We start from the raw sequence: 17,853 nt of genomic DNA on the forward strand, positions 1-17,853 counted from the left end.
AACAAGCGCGACCCGATAGCGGTTCATGGGCTTTCCTGACCGGAGCCCTGCGATGAAGTTCCCGCTTCTCGTCCTGCTCGTCGCCCTCGCCGGCCCGGCGGCGGCGGCGCAGACCGTCCTTTCAGGAAATGGGAGCGCAGAAGCCGCCGCGATTGCGCGCGGCTGGGTTCGGAAGACCCCCGGCGTCTGGACGCGCGTGGACGAGCGAGATGCGGAATCTCCCTATCACGACGCTTATGAGCGACGCGGCTGTCGCGTCGAGGAAGATTGGGACGGCAAAAAATACACCGCCATGGTCAGTTGCGCGCCGGGCGTAAGGCCCAACTAGGCCTTCAACGCCCCCGCGAGCCGCGCAATGCCGTCCTCGATCTCCTTCTCGGAGAGCGCGACAAAGCCGAGCATCAGCAAGCGATCGCCGCCGTCATTCTTGTCGAAACGCAGCGCCGAACCTGTCGCGAGCGAACAGACGCCGACGCCGGCGGCAAGGCCCCTGGCTTCCACTTCCTCCGCCGGCGGGAAGCCTTCCGGCAGCTTCCACACGAGATGCATGCCGGCCTGCTCGCCATACACTTCGCATTCGCCGAAATGCTTGTGGAGCGCGCCGAGCAGCGCGTCGCGACGCTCGCGATAGAGCTGGCGGATACGGCGCAGGTGGCGGCCGAATTCGCCGCTCGCCATGAAATCCGCCATCGCCGCCTGCTCGAGCCAGCTCTGGCCGTTGTTCATCAGCATTTTCATGCGGCGGAAGCTGTCGACGAGCCGGCGCGGCGCGACGACATAGCCAAGGCGCAGGCCCGGCCCCATGCATTTGGAGAAGGTGCCGAGATAGATGACGCGCTCGTTGCGATCGAGGCCTTTGAGCGCGGTCAACGGCGAGCCGACGAAGCGGAAGTCGCTGTCATAGTCGTCTTCCATGATATAGGCGTCGTACTGCGTCGCCCATGACAGGAGCTCGATGCGTCGTTGCAGGCTCATCGTCACGCCGACGGGATATTGATGAGACGGCGTCACATAGGCGACGGCGCCGTTAACATGCGGGAGCTGGGTCACGTCGAGACCGTCGCGGTCGATCGGCACGGGGTGAAGCTTGGCGCCGAGGCTTTCGAGCACGAAGGCCGCGCCCTGATAACAAGGCGATTCGACCACCGCCGTTGAGCCCGGCGTCACCAGCATGCGCCCAACGAGATTGAAGCCCTCCTGGCAACCGCCGACGATGATGATCTGGTCCACATCGCAGACGACGCCGCGCGCGGGCGCGAGATGTTTGGCGATGGCCTGGCGAAGCTCCAGCAGTCCCGCCGGATCGTTGTAGCTCGTCAGCTTGGTCGCAGCCGATTTCAGCCGCCCCTTGATGTGATGCGACCACGCCTTGAGCGGGAAGGTTCGCGCGTCGGGACGGCCCACCCAGAAATCCGCGGCGAGGCGGCGACGATCGGGGTCGGCGAGGCGATGGGTGCGCAATTCACGCACGGCCAAACCCGTTTCAGGTTCTTCCGGCAGATGAGGCGCCGTGGGCGTGGCGTTCGCGGCCGACGAAAGAAAAGCCGTATCCGGCAGATCCGGCGAGACGAACGTGCCGACATAGGGCTTGGTTCGGATATAGCCTTCGGCAATCAGACGCTCATATGCCAGCACGGCCGTATTTCGCGAAACGCCAAGCTGCGCGCTCAGCTCGCGCGTCGTCGGCAGAGGATCGTCGCCGCGAAGCTGGCCGTTGAGAATCATCGTGCGGATCTGATCGAAAATCTGCGTCTGCAGAGTCGATTTCTCAGATTCTTTCAGAATGATCGACAGTTGCACATGGCCGCTCCGGACTACCGGAGCCGGACGACCGACAGATGTAATGCTCATCATTTCACGGTTTCCGATCAGCGAACCTACGCGGTTGCCATATCCGACGATTAAGGCTGTCTTTTGCAACCGCATAGATCCACGACTGGCCGCTCCTCTGGCGCCACCCGCTTAAGTGGCTGCGGCGAAAACGCGCGACCAGGGACGCGGCATCCACTTTGTCAAAAAAGTTTTAACTGGCGCCATTATCTGGCTCGCCTCTGGCGCTTTTCCATAGACAGTTCTTGCGGAACTCTCACAGCGCAGAAAACGAAACGGGATCCGGGAGGACCAAATGTCGCTCGCCAATTCGAAGATCGTCCCGGCCGCCTTTTGGGTCGGCTTTCTCGCGCTGGGTTTCGCTACGAGCCTCGGCGGACCTGCAAAGCACCGCGTGGACCACGCCGCGCGACCGGCCAAGACCTCGGCGCAAACGCAGGCCATGGTCGCCCAGACCGAAAAGCCCGCCGTGTTGAAGACCGGCGTTCAGACCCAAGATTAAGTCCTAACCGATATCTTCACTGCAAGCGGCAAGAGTCGTTCACATGAGCCTTCCAGCAGCGGTTTTGTCCTTCCTCGCCATGGAGCTGATCAGCCTTCTAATGCTCATGGCGATTTCGAGATTTGACGGCTGGATGTAGCCAAAAGGCGCACGCGCCAGCCTTGTCATGCGGCGAACGCATACCTATCTGTGCCAAAGGCGACGGTAGAGACGTCGTCTGAAGAAGCGGCCCGAGCGCGGATGTAGCGACGGGCCGTTTTGCCGAGGATAGGTCGAGAGAATGCCCGACGGTCTCTGGAAAATCATCGCCTATGGCGTGGTCATCTTTTTCCTCGGGGCGGCTCTTGCCGGATGGGCCTACGGCTAAACGTCTCGCGGGAGGCCGCCAGGTTTCCACCGGCGGCCCCGCTCGGATCATTTGTCCGACGCTCCGCGCGTCACCGACTCCATCACCCGGTCGAGATTGAAGCTCCCGGGCTTCTGGCGCGGCGGAAAGTCCTTGAAGCTCTGGAGCCACTGGCCGACATAGCCAGCCGCCGGCGCGATCGCGAACATGCGGTCGATGAACCAGCGCTGATAGCCCATCGCGTTCTCTTCTTCCGCCCGCTCGAACGGATCCATGCGAAGGTTGGTGAGCAAAGGCGCGCGCAGTTGCTCGAAAGGCGCCTGCCAGACATTCACGCCGACAGCGTTCTGCTTCAGGAAGGTTACTTTCCAGTCCTCGTGACGGAGCGCGGCGACGGAGCCGTCATCGGTCCAGTAGATGAACTCCTTGCGCGGCCATGCGCCCTCGCCCTTCAGCGCCGGCAACAGATTGTAGCCGTCGAGATGGACCTTGTAGTTACGGCCGCTGATGCGCTTGCCCTTCAGAAGCTGGGCGTTGACGTCAGGGTCGCCGGCCGCCGCGAGAAGCGTCGACAGCATGTCCTCATGCGCGCCGATATTGTTGATGACAGAGCCGGGCTTGATCACGCCGGGCCAGCGGATCACCGTCGGGACGCGATAGCCGCCTTCCCAGTTGGTGTTCTTTTCGCCGCGGAACATTGTCGTGCCGCCGTCGGGCCAGGTGAAGGTCTCTGCGCCGTTGTCCGTCGAATACATCACGATGGTGTTGTCTTCGACGCCGAGTTCTTTCAGCTTCGCGAGCAACTCGCCGACCATGCCGTCATGCTCGACCATGCCGTCGGCATAAACGCCAAGGCCCGTCTTGCCTTCCGAAGACGGCTTGAGATGCGTGAAGATGTGCATGCGCGTGGAGTTCCACCAGATGAAGAAGGGTTTGTCCTCCTTCACGGCCTTCTCCATGAAGCCGAGCGCCGCCTTGGTGACTTCCTCGTCCACCGTCTCCATGCGCTTGCGCGTCAGTGGGCCGGTGTCCTCGATCTTGCCGCCCGCGAAACTGTGAATTACGCCGCGCGGACCAAAGCGCTTCTTGAATTCCGGGTTCTGCGGATAGTCGGGATTCTCCGGCTCTTCCTCGGCGTTGAGGTGATAGAGATTGCCGAAGAACTCGTCGAAGCCGTGGTTCGTCGGCAGCATGTCGTCGCGGTCGCCGAGATGGTTCTTGCCGAACTGGCCGGTGACATAACCGAGCGGTTTCAAAAGATCCGCGATAGTGGGATCTTCCTTCTTCATGCCCTCGGGCGCGCCAGGAAGGCCGACCTTCGTCAGACCCGTGCGGATCGGCGACTGTCCTGTGATGAAGGCGGCGCGGCCGGCGGTGCAGCTCTGCTGCCCGTACCAATCCGTGAAGAGCGCGCCTTCCTGCGCGATCCTGTCGATATTGGGCGTCTTGTAGCCCATCATGCCGCGGTTATAGGCGCTGACGTTGAACTGCCCGATGTCGTCGCCCCAGATGATGAGGATATTGGGCTTCTTACCGGCTTGCGGCGCCGCCTGCGCGCCCGGCGCAAGCAACCCGGCGGCGACGGCGACGCCGACCGCGACGCGCTTCCAAAACGCCATCTCTTATGCCTCCTGAAATATGTCGGGCATGTCCGCCATCGGCCGCCCGGCCTGAGCGTAACCCGATTGGTATCAACATGCCACCAGGAGGCGAGCGCGACTGCCTACCTCCCGAGATGCGCGTCGAAGAATCGCGCCATGTCAGTGAAGACCTCCCGCGCCTCGGGCATGCCCGGCCCTGCATATTGGGCGTGGCTCATGCCTTCATAGACATTGAGATCGGCTTCGGCGCCCGCGCGGCGCAGCGCGCGATGAACGCGCACGGTGTTGGAAAGAAACAGGTCGCGCGTTCCCGTCGTGAGTATGGTCGGCGGAAAGTTGGCGAAATTGCCGTAGACTGGCGACAGATAAGGGTTCTTGAGGTCGTGACCGTTGGCGTAAAGCCGCGCCGCGCCGCCGAGCCAGCCGTCCCAGGTGACAAGCATGTTGTCGACATACTCATTCGCGAAATAGCTGTCGCCAATCTTGTCGAGATCGGACCAGGGCGTTCCGGCGCCCACCGCCGCCGGGAGCGGCAGGCCATCGTCCTTCGCCTTGAGCACCATGGCGAGCGCCAGCCCGCCGCCCGAGGACGAGCCGAAGACAGCCATGTTTTTGGGATTGATCGTCTGCGCCAGCGACTGCCAGACCGTCAGCGCGTCGTCCAGCCCGGCGGGGAACGGGAATTCCGGGGGCATGCGATAGTCGACCGAGATGACGCGATAGCCGCCAATGCCGGCCATCATGATCGCTTCGTTCGTGGCCGCCTCGCCGCCGCCGAAAACATAACCGCCGCCATGCACATGAAGGAGCATCCGGTTCGCGTTGTCGGGCCGCAGGTCGCGCGGGGTCACGAGCCAGGCCTTGACGCCGGCGACATTCGTCGGCTCCACCGTGACCTTCAATTGCTTGCGAAGATCCCCGAGCGGGGCGATCCATTCCGACTCGAAGCGCTTGTTCAGCGCGCCCCATTCCTGCGGCGTCTTCGGCGGCGGCGACAGCACGCCCGGCGGATAAGGCATGCGGATGAATTCTTGCAGTTGCTTGCTGACGTCGCCGGGCACGGGAATGACTCGCGGCGGCACGCGACGCGGGCCGGGCTGCGCATTGGCCGCCGCAGCGGCCGGCGCGTCCTGGGGCAGCGTTGGCGGCCGAGTCTTGGCCCACGTCCCGGAGAGAGACGCGAGGAGCGCGCTCAAAGACAGAACGGTGAAGGGAAATCTATTCAACAGCCGCTCCTCGGATCAATAAGAATCCGTTGCAATGGTTCGCAATTGCAGGGCCCGTCGCGCGGTTTCCCGCATCAGGCAATCGGCGCGATTATCCTCCCCGAGGGGGAATGGATGCAACGCGCTTTCCGTATCGCAACGGGCGGCGCGATAAGCGAGCCATGCCCGTTGGGCGTCGCGAAGCTTCTCTTTCGCTTCGGCGGGGATGACCTTGGCCGCGTCGCCATACCAGCGATTGAGATAGTCGTCCCATATTCTCGCCTCAACGGGCGCGCAGCTGCGCGGATGCCCGTTCTTGTCCGACGGCTTGATCTCCTTGGGCGCGTCTTCAAGGCCAAGACATGCGCCCGTCACCTTGCCGACGCAGGAGGAAAAGGCGCCGTCCTCTTCCGCTTTGTCCTTCAGGCAAGCAGCGATCCAGCCTTTCTCGCTCGCATTCGGTGAAGCGGTCGCTTTTTCCTCCGCAGCGACCGGCGAACTCAACCCCGCCGCCAGCAAGACGATCTTCCATCCGGCGCTCGTCATCCCGACCTCCATTGGAAATTTTCCCGACCTCGTTCCGGCCACGAGAACTTGTCCTTTAGTTTTCAGAGTCTATTGTCCAGCTCAAGTCGTTCGATTCTCTGCCCGTTTCGAGCGACCAGGCCCGGCGGGTGGGCCCCCCACGCGCCGGGCCGCTTGGATTTTCGCAGACAAGAATGTGGCCTCTTTGCAACGCTCGGACAGAGTGTCGTCCGAACGCCGTTCGTCCTCATGGCCACGCTTGGCCGACGCATGTGGCGAGATTAGGCTTTTTCTTGTTTCAGGGCGGATTTCGAGGGGAAGCGACGGCCTGCCGGGTGGCGTAAGCCCCCGGTGGGCTGTCTTTTTGGAGAGCTCCCGGCGGCGAACTTGCCCCTGGAGGGGAAGAAGCGCATCCTTTTCCGCGCGGCGCTCGCGCGGGGAATTTGCGATGCATTCCGACCCAAGGTTCTGGGCGTTTTTCGCAGCGGTCTGGTTCTGCCTCGTCCTCGCTGTCATGAACATCGCCATCAAGATTCACATGCTGATGGATCTCGCTGTGCAGGATTAGGCTCCTTGCTCTGCGTGCGCCCCCGGCGTAGCGTCGCCTGAGCCGCCTTCCCTAGCGGATTCGGAGTCGCCGACAGAGTGGCGCAACGCCGCTTTGCTCCCGCAAGCATGCGGAGTAACTGAACGCCCATCGACATGCTCGCCGACACCCCACTGCCCTTTATCTTCTTCGCTAGTCTTATTCTTTTCGCGCTCGCCTCCGAAGCGGGCCACCGGCTTGGCGTCTTTGCCGACAAGGAAGCCAACGTCGCGACTCTGGAGGCCTCCGTCCTCGGTCTCCTCGCGCTGATGTTGAGCTTTACGTTCGCCATGGCCGTAACGCGCTTCGACGCGCGGCGCGACGCGCTGCTCAAGGAAGCCAACGCCATCGGCACGGCCGGATTGCGCGCGCGCCTCCTCCCGGCGCCGCACAACGCCGAAAGCCTCAACCTGCTGCGGGATTACGTCGGCGTCCGCGTGTCCCTGACGGAAACTACCGGCGCACAGCCGTCGCTCGATGCCGCCGTCGCGCGCGCCAACGCACTGCAGGAGAGCCTGTGGCGGGAGGCGAAGTCGGCCGCGGCGAAAGATAACGGCATGGTGCCGACCGGGCTTTTCATTCAGGCGCTCAACGACGTCTTCGACGCTCAGGAAACGCGCCTCACGGCTTACCGGCACCGCGTGCCGCGCATCGTTTTCTTCGCCCTCTACGGCATAGCGGCGCTCGGCGTCGGCTTTTCCGGCTACGCCAGCGGCCTCGAGCGGCGCCGATGGCGCCTGCCGGTCTATCTCGTCGCCGTTCTCGTCGCCTCGGTGATTTTGTTGATCCAGGACATAGACCGCCCGGATTCCGGCTCGGTCCGCGTCAGCGCGCAGCCCATGATCGACACGGCCAATGCGCTGGCGACATATGCCATCGATGCGGAGCCGCCGCCCGCCCCCGCGCCGAAACCGTCCGAACCGCCGCGCCGCGCGCCCCGCTAGCCATGTAGCGCAGGCGCATGAAAGCGGTCGCGGCGCGTGGAGCCTTCGAGCGCATTCTCGGTTATCGCGACACGCCGCCCGCGCTGGCCGGCGCCGCGTTCGGTTGGCTCATTTCGACTATGAAGACGCCGCCGCCGCGTCGCCGGGAAAGCGACGCTAACGACGATCTCGTCGAGGCGACGGATGCATTGCTTGTGCGTCTCCTGCAAGAAGGCGCGACAGCCGGCATAGCGGCGCACGGCCCTGCGCTCGATCGCGTCGTCGCGCTGGCGAAAATGCAAGGCGCTGGAAACGCTTCGCGGTTGCTGATGGCCGTTTGTATGCGCGCTTTAGGTTGTCGCTCCTGACCAAATAGGCGCCTGTCTGCAAATGCGCCGCCTCCTAGGTCACTCGATATCGAGCGATTGTCGGAGGTTGATATGAAGAGGCTCATTGCCGCAGCAACATTTCTTCTCGCCGCTTCCAGCGTCGCTTTTGCAAATAGCGCCGGCTCTGTTGCAGCGCCCGGCGCTTCCACTGCCGGGGGCATGATTTACGGATCGTACCCGTCACTCTTTCCGCCGCGTCCGCCAACCAGTGCGGGCGGCTCCACTCCCGCCAATCTCTACGCGCCCGTCGTTCGCCCAGGGCACGGCAATCATGGCGGCTACGGGAATGGGGGATATGGCGGCATTCCTGGCGCCGACGGGCGACCGACCTCCATCCCGACTTCTGCGCCCTGGACGCAACCTGTCTACTGATCAGGCGCGATGATAAGGGTGGCCGGACAGGATCGTCATCGCGCGATAAATCTGCTCGGCCGCCAATATGCGCACGAGTTGGTGCGGAATCGTCATCGCGCCGAAAGAGAAGACGGCTGTCGCCCGCGCGCGCACGGCCCCGTCGAGGCCCTCCGAGCCGCCGATGGCGAACCACACGGACTTGCGGCCGGCGTCTCGCTCGCGGCCGATGATACCGGCGAAAGCCGCGCTGTCCGCGGGCTTGCCCCGCTCGTCGAAGACGATGAGCGCCGAATCGGCGGGAAGGAGCGCAAGCATCTCCTCGCCCTCGCGCGCCATGCGCTCGGCGGGGCTCTTCGCTTTGCTCTCGTCGATTTCCCTGAGATCAAGGCCTTCGAGACCGATGCGCCGTAGCGCTGCGATGCGCTCGGCGTAGCGCGCGTAAATCTCGCGCTCGGGACCGGCCTTCATCCGGCCCACGCAGATAATGCCCAATCGCACGACGGCTGGTCTTTACGGGATCAGACCAGCCGCATCTCCACCGGCCGGTCGCCGCCCCACATTTTCTCGAGGTTGTAGAATTGACGCACCTCGGGACGGAAAACATGGACGATGACGTCGCCGGCGTCGATCAACACCCAGTCGCACTGCGGCAGCCCCTCGACGCGGGCGGTTACGCCGGCATCCTTCAGAGCCCTGAGCGCCTTGTCGGCGATGGCGCCGACATGCACGGTCGAACGCCCCGTCGCGATGATCATCTCATCAGCGAGGGCGGTCTTGCCGCGCAGATCTATGGCGATGATGTCCTCCGCCTTGGTCTCGTCCAGCGCATTGAGGACATTTTGCACGACTGAGCCAGGAAGCGGCGCTTTGGCGCCGATCTTCGGCTGGGAGCGAGTCTCCACCCCCGGATGAACACTTGTCGACAGCGTTGCAACCCTCATGCTTCACGGCCCTCTCGGGGTCGCAAGTAGAGGATGGGACTCTTTGTCACGGATTGCAACATCAAAGGGACGCGGCAGCCTGCGCCGCAGAAAAAAACCCGGCTCCGCGGCCGGGTCTTCAAGGCAGTTCGGGCTAATCGAGAGGCGGGAGGAACCTCAAAGCCGGAACGAGTTGAAGGATAGACCATTTTGGGAAAATTGCTCGCGCCTTTTTCGCCGCAAGCGCCATCTCTGGGCGAAAATACGCGTTTGACGCGGGTCAAACGACGCTCGCAGGCGACTCCGGCAACGCGAGGCCGGAGGCGTGAAGCTTTCAAATTCATCAAGTTGTCGGCGAGGCCCCGTCCTCCTTCGCTCGCCTCGTGGCGCGGGGGCAACACACGTGACAATTGTGAAAGCGCAAGGCGCCGGTCCCGCCTCCAACCCGCCAAATCAGGGGATCAGGACCATGGCCCCCGCCGTCTGCCGTGATTCGAGCGCGGCGTGGACCTTGGCGGCGTCCGAAAGCGGAAACGCCTGGGGCGGTTCGATGGTCAGATGTCCCCGCTTGATGGCGTGGAGCATGTCCTCGGCCATATCCTCATAGTCCTTCCGCTTGGCGATATAGGTGAATAGCGAGGGCCGGGTCGCGTAGAGCGACCCCTTCTGCGCCAGAAGACCGAGGTCGAAGGCTTCGATCGGGCCGGAGGCGGAGCCGAAGCTCACGAACATGCCGAGCGGCGCCAGGCAGTCCAGCGAGGCCGGGAAGGTCGCGCGCCCGACGCCGTCGTAAACCACGTCGCAGAGCCGCCCCTTCGTGATCTCCTTGACCCGCTCGGCGAAATTCTCCGTGCGGTAGAGGATCGTGTGCTGCGCGCCCGCCTTTTCGGCGATCGCGGCCTTTTCCGGCGATCCCACGGTGGCGATGACCTTGGCCCCGAGCGCGGACGCCCATTCGCAGAGAAGCTGGCCGACGCCTCCCGCCCCGGCGTGGACGAGGACGCGATGCCCCTTCTTCACCCGGAAGGTGCGGCGCAGGAGATATTGCGCGGTGAGGCCTTTGAGCATCATGACCGCGCCCTGCTCGTAGCTTATGGACTTCGGCAGGTGGATGACCGAATCGGCGGCGATGTTGCGGGCTTCGCTGTATCCGCCCAGCGCCCCGACATAGGCGACGCGGTCCCCCTCCTCGAAATCCTTCACGCCCTCGCCAACGGCGACGATCTGTCCCGAGCCCTCGTGGCCGGGAATGAAGGGATATTCGGCCGGATAGGCGCCAGTGCGGCGGTAGATATCGATGAAGTTCACCCCGATCGCGCGATGGCGGATCTGCACCTCGCCCGGCCCCGGCGCCGCAAGATCGACCTCCTCGAGCTGCAGAGCCTCGGGGCCGCCCGGCCGGTGCACGCGGATCGCCTTGACCATCTGAAACCTCCACTCGCCGCCGCAAAACGATTTGCCCGCCTGCTTATCATGGCGCGAGACCAGCGCGTAACCTCCCAAACGGGCGTCTGCATGACAGCGCCGCGCCCACGAACAGCGCTTCGCCCAAGAATGGCTGGAAGCGCGCGCAAGCGCCGCCCTGGGGCTTCGATCCGGACGCGCGTCAATTTGCGCTGCGTCGACTCTCGCACTGTGAAGCGCGGGCCGCTATAACGTCGCCAAGATCAGGAGTCCCATTATGACCGAGCAATCCGCGCCGGGCGGCGCGACGAAGTTCGACATTCTCATCGCCGGCGCCGGCTCGACCGGCCTCGCCGCAGCGCTCGCATTCGCCCGGTCCGGCCTGAAGACGGCGCTGGTCGGCCGCATTCCGCCGCCTCTGCCTGGCCGGACGGTCGCGCTCTTCGAGGCGTCCGTCCGCTTTCTCGACGCGCTTGGCGCGTTGGAGCGCGTGAAGGAGCTGGCCTGCCCTGTCGAGGCGATCCGCATGATCGACGACACGGATCAGCTCTTCCCCGTGCCGGAACTCAGCCTGCGCGCCAGCGAGGTCGATCTGCCGGCGCTCGGCGTGAACATCTCCAATGACGAACTCGTCGGCGTGCTCCTCGATCTCGTGCGCGGCAAGCCGGAGATCACGCTGATCGAGGCCGACATTGTCGATTACGAACTGAACGGCGCCGGCGCTGCGGCCATCCTCGCCGACGGGCGCCGCGTCGAGGCGGATTTCATCGTCGCCGCCGACGGCCGCAACAGCCGCGCGCGCGCCGTCGCGGGCATCGACGTGAAGGAATGGACCTATCCGCAAGTGGCGCTGACCATGATGCTGCGCCACGAATTCCCGCACGACAACATGTCGACCGAGTGGCATACACGCTCCGGTCCGTTCACGCTCGTGCCCCTGCCCCCGCGCGAGGACGCGCCGCATCGCTCCAGCCTCGTCTGGCTGATGACCGTGGACGACGCCCGCCGCCGGCTCGCCAAGCCGCGCGAGGAGCTGGAATATGAGATCGAGGACTACGCCAAGTCCGAATTCGGCACGATGAAGATCGAGAGCGACATCGGCCAGTTCCGCATGGGCGGCATGCAGGTGTCGAAGCACGCCAAGGGCCGTCTCGCGCTCGTCGGCGAAACCTGCCACGTCTTCCCGCCGATCGGCGCGCAGGGCCTCAATCTCAGCCTGCGCGACGTCGCCGATCTCGAAGACTGCCTGGCGAGCGTCGATCTGCGCAATCCGCGCGAGCTCGAGCGCGCGCTGAACCGCTACGACCGCCATCGTCGCGCCGACATCGGCTTCCGCACCCATGGCGTCGACGTGCTCAACCGCTCGCTGATCATCCCCTATCTGCCGGTGGACCTCTTCCGCGGCGCGAGCTTCATCGCCGTCGCGGCGCTCGGCCCGCTGCGGAGAGCCGTGATCCGCGAGGGCGTGCTGCCGCATCTCGTTCTGCCGCGTATGATGCGCAAGCCGGTCAGAGAGGCGCGGGCGGGCTGAGGCGCCTTTCGCCCAGCTCCCGCGTCGACGCCTGCGTCTGCGATCATGACGTCGAAGCAAGCTGGCCGAGCTGGCTATTCGCGTGCGAGGCAGGAGAACAAAGATGTCCGAATCTCTCGACGAGAAGAAACTAGAGGCGCTTACCGGCAAGGTGGTGGTGGACGTCGCCGGGGCGATGGGCGTTCTGATGGCCTATATCGGCGATCAGGCCGGCGTTTATCGCGCGCTGGACGAGATGGGCCCGGCGACCGTCGCTCAGCTTTCGCAGAAGACCGGACTCAATGCCAAGTATCTACATGAATGGCTGGGGTCGAACGCCGCTGCGGGTTACGTGACTTTCGAGCCCGAGACAGAGACATTCTCGCTCACGCCCGAACAGGCTCACATCTTCACGCGGGAAGGACAACCCGCCTGCATGCAGGGCTTCTTCCAGACCGTCGTCTCGCAATTCGAGACGCATGAAAAGGCGGTCGAGACCTTCAAATCCGGCCGCGGCCGGCCGTGGGGCGAACATGCCTCCGGCTGTTTCTGCGGGACGGACCGCTTCTTCCGTCCCGGTTACATGGCCAATCTGCTCGAACGCTGGATACCCGCGCTCAGTGGCGTCGAGGCGAAGTTAAAGGCGGGCGCCAAGGTGGCGGACATCGCCTGCGGCCATGGCTCATCGACGATACTGCTCGCACAGGCGTTCCCGAATTCGCGCATCGTCGGCTTCGATTTTCACGAGCCGTCCATTCAGACTGCGCGCCGCAAGGCCGCCGAGGCGGGCGTATCGAATATCGAGTTCCATGTCGCCGAGGCGAAGGACTTCCCCGGAACGGAATACGACCTGGCCTGCATTTTCGACGCGCTGCATGACATGGGCGATCCCGTCGGCGCGGCCCGGCACATTCGGGAGACCCTGAAACCCGACGGAACATTCATGCTCGTCGAGCCGCTGGCCGGAGACCACATGCGGGAGAACCTGCATCCGCTGGGCCAGATCTTCTACGGCTTCTCGACGATCGTCTGCACGCCCGCGTCGCTCGCGCAGGAAATCGGACGCGGGCTCGGCGCGCAGGCCGGGCAGAAGACGCTGACGGAAGTGCTCAACGAGGCGGGTTTCCCCAACGTCCGCCGCGCGAGCGTCACGCCGACGAACATGGTTCTCGAAGCCACGCTGTAAGCGTGGAAGGCTGGGACGGCCGCTCGCTTTGAGCATTTCTTGCGCGCCGACGGCGCGGCATACTTGCCGCGCTTCCTCCGCCCTCTACCTCTCGCATCATTCGCGGGAGCGAAAAATGCAGGCGCGGAAAAGCTACAGATATGTCGCGCAGGCGGCGTTGATCGGGACCATGCTCATCGCCATCGACGTCAGCCTATACGAGGCGTTGCGCCACATGCTGCGTTGATTACGGCTCGCTGGGCAGCTTGTCGCCGGCCGTATGCGCTGCGATCCATTTGCGCAACTCGGAGACGTGGTCGCGCTCTTCCTCGACGAATTCTTTCGCCAGAATCTTCGTCTCGGGGTCGTCCGTCGTGTCGTGGACGGACTGATAATAGTCGAGGCCGGCGAGTTCGGCCTGCAGCGCGATGTTCAGCGCCTCCTCGCGGCCGATGAAGGGATCGGCGCCCCAGATCGCCGCGCTTTCGGGGCTCTCCAGATCCGGCCACACAAATTCGTCGCGCCGGAGTTCGGGCAGTTCGCGAAAGCCCGAGCGCGCCTTGGCGTCCGAGAGATGCAGGCGCGAATAGTCGGACAGGCGGCGGAAGAGCTTGCTCACCTGCTCATTGCCGTTGGTCGCCATCGCGTCGGCAAGTTGGCCGAAACGCGTGGCGGCTTCGGATTCGAGCTGGATGGCGTGGGCGAGGAAGTCCTCCACCTTCATGTCCTGAACCCCTTGCGGCAAAAAATTCGGCGCGCGATTGTCGCGCGCCGCCTTCATTGCTCAAAGTCCATATGCTGTGCGCCTCGCCTTTCTTGGCGGCGCCTCATTTGACGGCGATGTCGATCTTCTTCTCTTCCGTCTTCGTCTGCGCCGACTTCGGCAGCGTCACCTTGAGCACGCCTTTCTCGAAATTCGCGGCGATCTTGTCGACATCCACATTCTCGGGCAACCGGAAGCTGCGCTTGAACGAGCCGTAGCGGCGCTCCGAGAAGAACATGCCTTCCTTGTTTTCCTCGCGCTCCATCTTCTTCTCGCCGTGAAGGATGAGAGCGCCATTGGCGACCTTCACTTCCACATCCTTTTGGTCGAGACCGGGAAGTTCGGCGGTCACTTCATATTCGCCGTCGCGCTCGACGAAATCGACGGGCGGCGTTCCTTGCCATCCCATGAAGCGCTCGAAGGGCTCCATTTCGCCCGACCGCTTCTGCAATGGCGCTTCGTCAAAGAAACGGTCGAGCTGACGGCGCAGCGCCTCGAAAGGCCGCCAATCCCAAAGATCGGGAGGTACCAGCGCGCCGCCGCCATCTTTTTTCACGGGTGTCTGCTCTTGGGCCATGTCCGCCTCCGTAAGGGGGATCGCAATTACGCGACCTGATCGACATTCGTAATGTCAGCCCCGAGCAAAAAGTCGCTTCCGCCCCCGCCCGATTCAAGCGAAGCCATTCGCGCGAAATGTCGCGCCTATTCGCCAAGCGAGAGGAGCGCGGCGTCGCCGCCGAACGACGCCGTGTTGACGGTGACGGTCGTCTCGCGCAGGAAGCGGCGAAGATAGTCCGGCCCGCCCGCTTTCGGCCCCGTACCGCTGAGGCCGAAGCCGCCAAAAGGCTGGCTCCCGACGACTGCGCCGATCATGTTGCGATTGACATAGACGTTGCCGGCCGGCGCGCGCGCGGCGACATGGCGGATGCGCTCTTCAATCCGTGTCTGCAATCCGAAGGTGAGGCCGAAGCCGCTCGCCTCAATCTCGCTCAAGACGGCGTCGAACGCGCCTGCGCGCCAGGTTGCGACATGCAGCACCGGGCCGAAAACCTCTTCGCGAACGTCGGAGGCGTGATCGACCCGCACGATGCAGGGGGCGACATAGGTTCCGTTCTCGGGCGCATCGCCCGCGTAAAGCACGCGCCCCGCCGCCTTTTGGTTCGAAAGGTAATCGACCAGCCTTTTCTTTGCCTCGGCGTCGATGACCGGGCCGATATGAACGCCGAGTTCGCGCGGATCGCCGATGTGCAATTCCCTGGTGGCGCCGATCAGCGTTTCGATGGCGCCGGCCGCGATGTCCTCCTGCAAACACAAAAGCCGCAGAGCGGAACAGCGCTGTCCCGCAGACCGGAAGGCCGAGGCGAGAACGTCGTCGACAACCTGTTCGATCAGGGCGGTCGAGTCGACGATCATCGCGTTGATCCCACCGGTCTCCGCGATGAGGGGGACAATCGCGCCCGAGCGCAGGGCGAGCGTTCTGTTTATGCTCTGCGCGACTTCAACCGACCCGGTGAAGACGACGCCCGCCGTGCGCATATCTTCCACGAGCACCGCGCCGACCTCACCCGCGCCCGGCGCCAGTTGCAGCGCCTCGCGCGGGACGCCGGCTTCATGCAGAAGCGCGACCGCCTTCGCGGCGATGAGCGGCGTCTGTTCTGCCGGTTTCGCGACGACGGCGTTGCCGGCGACAAGAGCGGCGGCGACTTGTCCGAGGAAGATCGCAAGCGGAAAATTCCAGGGCGAGATGCAGACGAAGACGCCGCGCCCCTCGTAGCGCAGGCGATTGTCTTCGCCCGTCGGGCCGGGGAGCCTGTGTTCGCAACAGATCGACCGCGCCTGCCCTGCGTAATAGCGGCACATATCGGCCGCCTCGCGCAGCTCGGAGAGCGCGTCATCGAGCGTCTTGCCGCCCTCGCATTGCAGCAGCGCCATGAACGGGCCGCGACGCGTTTCGAGAAGATCGGCGGCGCGCTCGAGAATTTGCGCGCGCCTTTCGACTGGCGCCGCGTTCCATCGCGGAAAAGCCGTCGACGCGTTCGTCATCATCGCGCGGGCGCTGTCCGCGTCTGCGTCAATAACGCGGCCGACGCTCGATCCGTCGATTGGCGAAACGACATCACGAGCGGCGCTTTTCGACAATGCGCTCGGGCGCGCTTCGGGCGGCTCGTCAGCGCGCCGCATGACATCGAGCAGCGCCGCGAGCGCGCGCCTGTCTCCAAACTCCACGCCTTGCGAGTTCGCGCGCAGCGGCTCGTAGATTTGCCCAGGCAAAGGCAAGCGCGGGTGACGCGCGCCGTTGCGCACAGCCTCGTGCGGATCGGCGACAAGCGCTTCTTCCGGCGTCTGCGGATCTGCCGCCCGCGCCACAAAAGAAGAATTGGCGCCGTTCTCGATGAGTCTCCGCACGAGATATGCCAGCAGATCGCGATGCGGCCCGACCGGAGCGTAAACGCGTACGCGGGCGTCGCTCATATCGGCGAGCGCAGCATATAACGCCTCGCCCATGCCATGCAGGCGCTGGAATTCAAAGTCCTCGCGCTTGCCCGCGCGCATGAGAATTTCCGCAACGCTACGGGCGTTATGCGTGGCGAATTGCGGATAGATCCGCGGCTGCGCGAGGAGCTGCGCGGCGCAGGCGTCGTAATTGAGATCGGTCATCGCCTTGCGGGTGAAGACCGGATAGTCGGCGAGCCCTCGCTCCTGCGCGCGCTTGATTTCGCTATCCCAATAGGCGCCCTTCACGAGCCGCAACATGAAGCGGCGATCATGCGCCTCGGCCAGCGCGGCGGCATAATCGATCACGGCGCCCGCGCGCTTCTGATAGGCCTGCACCGCAAGCCCGAAGCCGTCCCAACCCGCCAGCGACGGATCCGCGACGACGCGCGCGATCACGTCGAGCGAGAGTTCCAGCCGATCCGCTTCCTCCGCGTCTATCGTGAAGGCGAGGTCGCGCGCTTTCGCGAGCCGCGCGAGATCCAGCACGCGTGGCGGCAACTCATGCAGGACGCGCTCGCGCGAGATCGCTTCATAGCGCGGATGCAGGGCGGACAGCTTCACCGAAATACCGGGGCGGTCCGGGAGCTGCGCGCTTCCCGCTTCCTTGCCGATGGCGCGGATGGCGTTCGCGTAAGCCTCAAAGTAACGGGCCGCGTCCGCCGCGCTGCGCGCGCCCTCGCCGAGCATATCGAAGGAGGAACGCTCGCTTGCGCCTTTCGCGCGGGCGAGCGCGTCGTCTATCGTCTCGCCAAACACGAAATGCGCGCCCATGAGCCGCATCGCCTGGCGAGCGGCGATGCGCAATGTCGGCAGGCCGAGGCGGCGCGCAAGGTCGGCGACGACGCCGCGCGGCTCCCCCTGCCCGACGAGCCGCGCCGAGAAGCCGAGCGCGAAGGCGCAGGCTTGCACGAGCAGCGTATCCGAGGCGGATTCGTGATGGGAGAAGTCGCCGGCGGCGAGCTTGTCGGCGATAAGTTGATCGGCCGTCGCGTCGTCGGGCACGCGCAGCAGCGACTCGGCGAGCGCCATGACGGCGAGGCCTTCGCGCGACGATAGCGAAAACTCGTGTAGGAAATCCTCCACCCCGCCGAGCGCGCTGTGCTGCGCCCGCATGCCGCGAATGAGGGCGCGGGCCTTGGCGTCGATTTCCGCGCGCATGGCGGGGTCGGGGCGTTCGCCCAGAAAGGCGGCGGCAAACCCCTCGTCCGGCGGCGCGTAAGGCGCGGCGAAAGGCGGCGGTGTCTTCTGCATGGCGTCGCAGCGCCTCGTTCAAGTCCCCATATGCAATATGGGCGCGCATGCGGGGTCCGCAAAGAGACGCGCGGCGCAGGAGG

General features: G+C 64.5%; 16 protein-coding genes. 6 read left to right on the top strand and 10 right to left on the bottom strand.

From position 1 onward, the window contains the following. Positions 1-52 precede the first annotated feature (52 nt). Positions 53-328, top strand: coding sequence for a hypothetical protein (locus tag ACPFMJ_RS05015; RefSeq protein WP_424362752.1), 276 nt, complete (start codon positions 53-55; stop codon positions 326-328). Here ACPFMJ_RS05015 and ACPFMJ_RS05020 read toward each other — a convergent pair. Further along, a complete protein-coding gene (locus tag ACPFMJ_RS05020) occupies positions 325-1,800 on the bottom strand; it encodes a PLP-dependent aminotransferase family protein (protein WP_424362753.1) in 1,476 nt (491 codons plus the stop codon). The genes ACPFMJ_RS05015 and ACPFMJ_RS05020 overlap by 4 nt on opposite strands. A 325-nt stretch (positions 1,801-2,125) precedes the next feature. Between ACPFMJ_RS05020 and ACPFMJ_RS05025 the strand changes: the two genes are divergently transcribed. Next, entirely contained in the window at positions 2,126-2,332 is a 207-nt protein-coding gene (locus ACPFMJ_RS05025; protein WP_424362754.1) for a hypothetical protein, read from the top strand. Between the two features lie 414 nt (positions 2,333-2,746). On the opposite strand, the gene ACPFMJ_RS05030 is transcribed toward ACPFMJ_RS05025, so the two are convergent. From ACPFMJ_RS05030 to ACPFMJ_RS05040, 3 genes are all read right to left on the bottom strand, one after another. Further along, positions 2,747-4,297, bottom strand: a complete 1,551-nt coding sequence (locus ACPFMJ_RS05030) for an arylsulfatase (RefSeq protein WP_424362755.1) — start codon at positions 4,295-4,297, stop codon at positions 2,747-2,749. 104 nt (positions 4,298-4,401) lie between these two features. Then, a complete protein-coding gene (locus ACPFMJ_RS05035) occupies positions 4,402-5,505 on the bottom strand; it encodes an alpha/beta hydrolase (RefSeq protein WP_424362756.1) in 1,104 nt (367 codons plus the stop codon). A gap of 15 nt (positions 5,506-5,520) precedes the next feature. Further along, a complete protein-coding gene (locus ACPFMJ_RS05040; RefSeq protein ID WP_424362757.1) occupies positions 5,521-6,030 on the bottom strand; it encodes a lysozyme inhibitor LprI family protein in 510 nt (169 codons plus the stop codon). Between the two features lie 681 nt (positions 6,031-6,711). On the opposite strand from ACPFMJ_RS05040, the gene ACPFMJ_RS05045 reads away from it, so the two are divergent. Beyond that, positions 6,712-7,539, top strand: coding sequence for a hypothetical protein (locus ACPFMJ_RS05045; protein WP_424362758.1), 828 nt, complete (start codon positions 6,712-6,714; stop codon positions 7,537-7,539). 17 nt (positions 7,540-7,556) lie between these two features. Beyond that, positions 7,557-7,886: a hypothetical protein gene (locus tag ACPFMJ_RS05050; RefSeq protein WP_424362759.1), complete on the top strand. Its 330-nt coding sequence runs from the start codon at positions 7,557-7,559 to the stop codon at positions 7,884-7,886. Between the two features lie 393 nt (positions 7,887-8,279). Here the strand turns inward: ACPFMJ_RS05050 and rlmH are convergent, their stop codons facing one another. From rlmH to ACPFMJ_RS05065, 3 genes are all read right to left on the bottom strand, one after another. Continuing rightward, positions 8,280-8,759, bottom strand: a complete 480-nt coding sequence (gene rlmH / locus ACPFMJ_RS05055) for a 23S rRNA (pseudouridine(1915)-N(3))-methyltransferase RlmH (RefSeq protein ID WP_424362760.1) — start codon at positions 8,757-8,759, stop codon at positions 8,280-8,282. Positions 8,760-8,779: 20 nt separating this feature from the next. Then, positions 8,780-9,202: a ribosome silencing factor gene (gene rsfS, locus ACPFMJ_RS05060; protein WP_424362761.1), complete on the bottom strand. Its 423-nt coding sequence runs from the start codon at positions 9,200-9,202 to the stop codon at positions 8,780-8,782. 432 nt (positions 9,203-9,634) lie between these two features. Further along, the gene (locus ACPFMJ_RS05065) at positions 9,635-10,606 is read right to left on the bottom strand and encodes a quinone oxidoreductase family protein (RefSeq protein ID WP_424362762.1); all 972 of its coding nucleotides are present in this window, start codon (positions 10,604-10,606) and stop codon (positions 9,635-9,637) included. 256 nt (positions 10,607-10,862) lie between these two features. Between ACPFMJ_RS05065 and ACPFMJ_RS05070 the strand changes: the two genes are divergently transcribed. Continuing rightward, positions 10,863-12,116 (top strand): FAD-dependent monooxygenase, encoded by a 1,254-nt coding sequence (locus ACPFMJ_RS05070; RefSeq protein WP_424362763.1) that lies wholly within the window; start codon positions 10,863-10,865, stop codon positions 12,114-12,116. Between the two features lie 103 nt (positions 12,117-12,219). Then, complete coding sequence (locus tag ACPFMJ_RS05075; protein ID WP_424362764.1) at positions 12,220-13,281, top strand: methyltransferase domain-containing protein; 1,062 nt, start codon at positions 12,220-12,222, stop codon at positions 13,279-13,281. Positions 13,282-13,507: 226 nt separating this feature from the next. Here ACPFMJ_RS05075 and ACPFMJ_RS05080 read toward each other — a convergent pair whose 3' ends face one another. The 3 genes from ACPFMJ_RS05080 to putA form a co-directional block, all read right to left on the bottom strand. After that, the gene (locus ACPFMJ_RS05080) at positions 13,508-13,984 is read right to left on the bottom strand and encodes a ferritin-like domain-containing protein (protein WP_424363792.1); all 477 of its coding nucleotides are present in this window, start codon (positions 13,982-13,984) and stop codon (positions 13,508-13,510) included. Between the two features lie 103 nt (positions 13,985-14,087). Further along, positions 14,088-14,600 (bottom strand): Hsp20/alpha crystallin family protein, encoded by a 513-nt coding sequence (locus ACPFMJ_RS05085; RefSeq protein ID WP_424362765.1) that lies wholly within the window; start codon positions 14,598-14,600, stop codon positions 14,088-14,090. 125 nt (positions 14,601-14,725) lie between these two features. Next, entirely contained in the window at positions 14,726-17,770 is a 3,045-nt protein-coding gene (putA, locus tag ACPFMJ_RS05090) for a bifunctional proline dehydrogenase/L-glutamate gamma-semialdehyde dehydrogenase PutA (RefSeq protein ID WP_424362766.1), read from the bottom strand. Positions 17,771-17,853: the final 83 nt, after the last annotated feature.

The organism is Methylocystis parvus, assembly GCF_049675845.1.
Taxonomy (GTDB): domain Bacteria; phylum Pseudomonadota; class Alphaproteobacteria; order Rhizobiales; family Beijerinckiaceae; genus Methylocystis; species Methylocystis parvus_A.